This is a genomic window from Sphingomonas sp., assembly GCF_019242355.1.
In the GTDB taxonomy this organism is placed as follows: Bacteria; Pseudomonadota; Alphaproteobacteria; order Sphingomonadales; family Sphingomonadaceae; genus Sphingomicrobium.
In genome coordinates this window covers 1-2,851 of record NZ_JAFAVR010000119.1, presented here as the reverse complement: position 1 = coordinate 2,851, position 2,851 = coordinate 1, and the positions used below count along the sequence as shown (strand labels likewise).

3 protein-coding genes are annotated in these 2,851 nt (G+C 64.2%); 2 read left to right on the top strand and 1 reads right to left on the bottom strand.

Annotated features, from left to right (window positions below):
- A partial coding sequence (locus JOZ79_RS05705) for a 2-dehydro-3-deoxygalactonokinase (protein WP_294071803.1) occupies positions 1 to 231 on the bottom strand: 231 nt, incomplete at its 3' end.
- Positions 232 to 375: 144 nt separating this feature from the next.
- Here JOZ79_RS05705 and JOZ79_RS05700 point away from each other — a divergent pair.
- Both JOZ79_RS05700 and dgoD read left to right on the top strand, forming a co-directional pair.
- Entirely contained in the window at positions 376 to 1,659 is a 1,284-nt protein-coding gene (locus JOZ79_RS05700) for a family 1 glycosylhydrolase (protein ID WP_294071802.1), read from the top strand.
- A 10-nt stretch (positions 1,660 to 1,669) separates the two neighbouring features.
- Positions 1,670 to 2,821: a galactonate dehydratase gene (gene dgoD, locus JOZ79_RS05695; RefSeq protein WP_294071800.1), complete on the top strand. Its 1,152-nt coding sequence runs from the start codon at positions 1,670 to 1,672 to the stop codon at positions 2,819 to 2,821.
- Positions 2,822 to 2,851 lie beyond the last annotated feature (30 nt).

The following is a 2,851-nucleotide window of genomic DNA, read 5'->3' as shown; positions in this document are numbered from 1 at the left end:
CGCCTCGGCCCAGCCGCGGTTGGAGCCGATCATTCCCGCAAGCAGCAGCGGCTTGTCACCCAGTCGCGTGCGAATCTCGGCTACGGCGGCGGGGAATCCGCCACTCGGGACGGACAGCACGCCCTTCGCATCCTCGAATTCCGCGCCGGGGTTTCCGGACGCGTCGACCACATAGGCGCGCCGATTGGTGGTCCCCCAATCAACGGCAATGAAACCTTCCGACCAGCGCATGCTTTTTGCCATTGCACGGAAAACAGCGGCGAGGCGACTTCGCTCCCGAGGTTTTCCTTTTTCATGTTGCCCCGGTATCGGGGCGGCGCCGGGCGGTCAGCCCACTGACGAGCAGAGCCGAGGAGATCGACAATCGCCAACTTCATGTTCGCGACGGGTATCGAGAACAGCTACCCCACGGTCAATCACGGCAAGACCCGCATCGACGAGATGGAGGTCTGCGGCCATTACGACCGCTGGCGCGAGGATTTCGATTGCATCCAGGAGATCGGGATCAACTATCTCCGCTACGGCCCGCCGTTCCACAAGACATACCTCGGCCCGGGCAAGTTCAACTGGGAGTTCACCGACCTCACCTTCGCCGAGCTGAAGCGGCGCGAGATCACGCCGATCGTCGACCTCTGCCACTTCGGCTGCCCGGACTGGATCGGCAATTTCCAGAACCCCGACTTCCCGCAGCTGTTCGCCGAATATGCCGGCGCCTTCGCCGAGCGCTTCCCATGGGTGCAGCTCTACACCCCGATCAACGAGATGTTCATCTGCGCGGTCTTCTCGGCCAAGTACGGCTGGTGGAACGAGCAGTGCAAGGACGACAAGTCGTTCATCACGGCGCTGAAGCACCTCGTGAAGGCGAATGTCATGGGGATGGTGGAGATCCTCAAGCGCCGCCACGACGCGATCTTCATCCAGTCGGAATCATCCGAATATTACCACGCCGATTCCCCGGAGGCGATCGGGCGCGCCGAAGTGCTGAACCAGATGCGGTTCCTCAGCCTCGACCTCAATTACGGCCGGCGCGTCGACAGCGGCATGTACCAGTATCTGCTGGATAACGGCATGACCCGGGAAGAGTATGAGTGGTTCCTGGAGCATCGGCTGAAGCAGCACTGCATCTTTGGCAACGACTATTACCAGCTGAACGAGCACCGGGTGTTCGCCGACGGCCACACCGTCGCGGCCGGCGAGACGTTCGGATACACCGAAATCACCCGGCAATATTACAACCGCTATCGCCTTCCCGTGATGCATACCGAGACCAACCTGTGGGAAGGACCACACGGCGACGAGGCGGTGAAGTGGTTGTGGAAGGAATGGGCGAATGTCCTGCGCCTTCGCAACGTCGGAATCCCGACCGTCGGCTTCACCTGGTATTCGCTGACCGACCAGGTCGACTGGGACACCGCCCTTCGTGAGCAGAACGGCAACGTGAACCCGCTCGGGCTGTTCGACCTGGACCGCAAGATTCGCAACGTCGGCAAGGCCTACAAGCAGTTGATCGCGGACTGGCGCAACGTGCTTCCGGCGTCGAGCGTGTGCCTGGTCGTGCCGATCAAGAAGATCGGCGAGCGCGACGACGACGATTTCGGCGCAACGCCGGCGGCCGCAGCCTCGGCGCAATCCAACGATCCCAACCAGCCGCAGCAATAGGACATCGGCGATGACGCCTCTCAAGATCGGCCGGATCGAGACCTTCTTCGTCCCACCGCGCTGGCTGTTCGTAAGGGTCGAGAGCAAGGACGGCGCGGTCGGCTGGGGCGAGGCGAGCCTGGAGGGCTGGGCGGAGGCAGTCGAGGGCGCATTCGCGGCCTTTCGCGACCGCTTCATCGGCGCGGACCCGTTCCGCATCGAGGACATCTGGCAGGTCGGCTACCGCGGCGGTTTCTACCGCGGCGGCGCGGTGCTGATGAGCGCGCTTGCCGGACTCGAGCAGGCGCTGTGGGACCTCAAGGGCCGGGTGCTCGGACTGCCCGCCTGGCAGATGCTCGGCGGCAAGGTGCGGGACAAGGTCCGCTCCTACGCCTGGATCGGCGGTGACCGCCCGCACGACATCGGCGAGGCGGCAGCTGGGCGCAAGGCCCAGGGCTTCGACGCCGTCAAGATGAACGCGACCGACGAGCTGCAGTGGATCGGAACGCCAAAGCTGTTCGACGACGTGATCAAGCGGGTCGAGGCGGCGCAGGCTCAGGGCCTGGACGTCGGACTCGACTTCCACGGCCGGGTTCATCGACCGCTCGCGAAACAGCTGGCGCGGACGTTGGAACCGCTCGGCCTGCTGTTCATCGAAGAGCCGCTTTTGTCAGAGAACATGGACGGACTGCCGGAGATTGCAGCCCATACAACCACGCCGATCGCGCTTGGGGAACGGCTGTTCAATCGCTGGGAGTTCAAGCCCTTCTTCGAGCAGGGCGCGGTCGACATCATCCAGCCGGACCTCAGCCACGCCGGCGGCATCCTCGAGGTCCGCAAGATCGCGGCCATGGCCGAGGCCTATGACATCGCCGTCGCGCCGCATTGTCCACTGGGGCCGCTCGCTCTCGGCGCCTGCCTGCAGATCGCCGCCTGTACGCCGAACCATGCGATCCAGGAGATCAGCCTTGGCATCCACTACAACACCGGCGGCCACGACCTGCTGAACTTCTGCGTCAACAAGCAGGCGCTGACGCCGGTCGAGGGCTATTTGCCGGTGCCGGAAGGGCCAGGCCTCGGCGTCGACATCGACGAGGCGGCGGTCAGGGAGGCCGACAAGGACCGCCATGCCTGGCGCAACCCGATCTTCCGAAATGCCGACGGCAGCTTCGCCGAATGGTGAGCGCCTCCGCCTAGTGGCACTTGAAGCGCT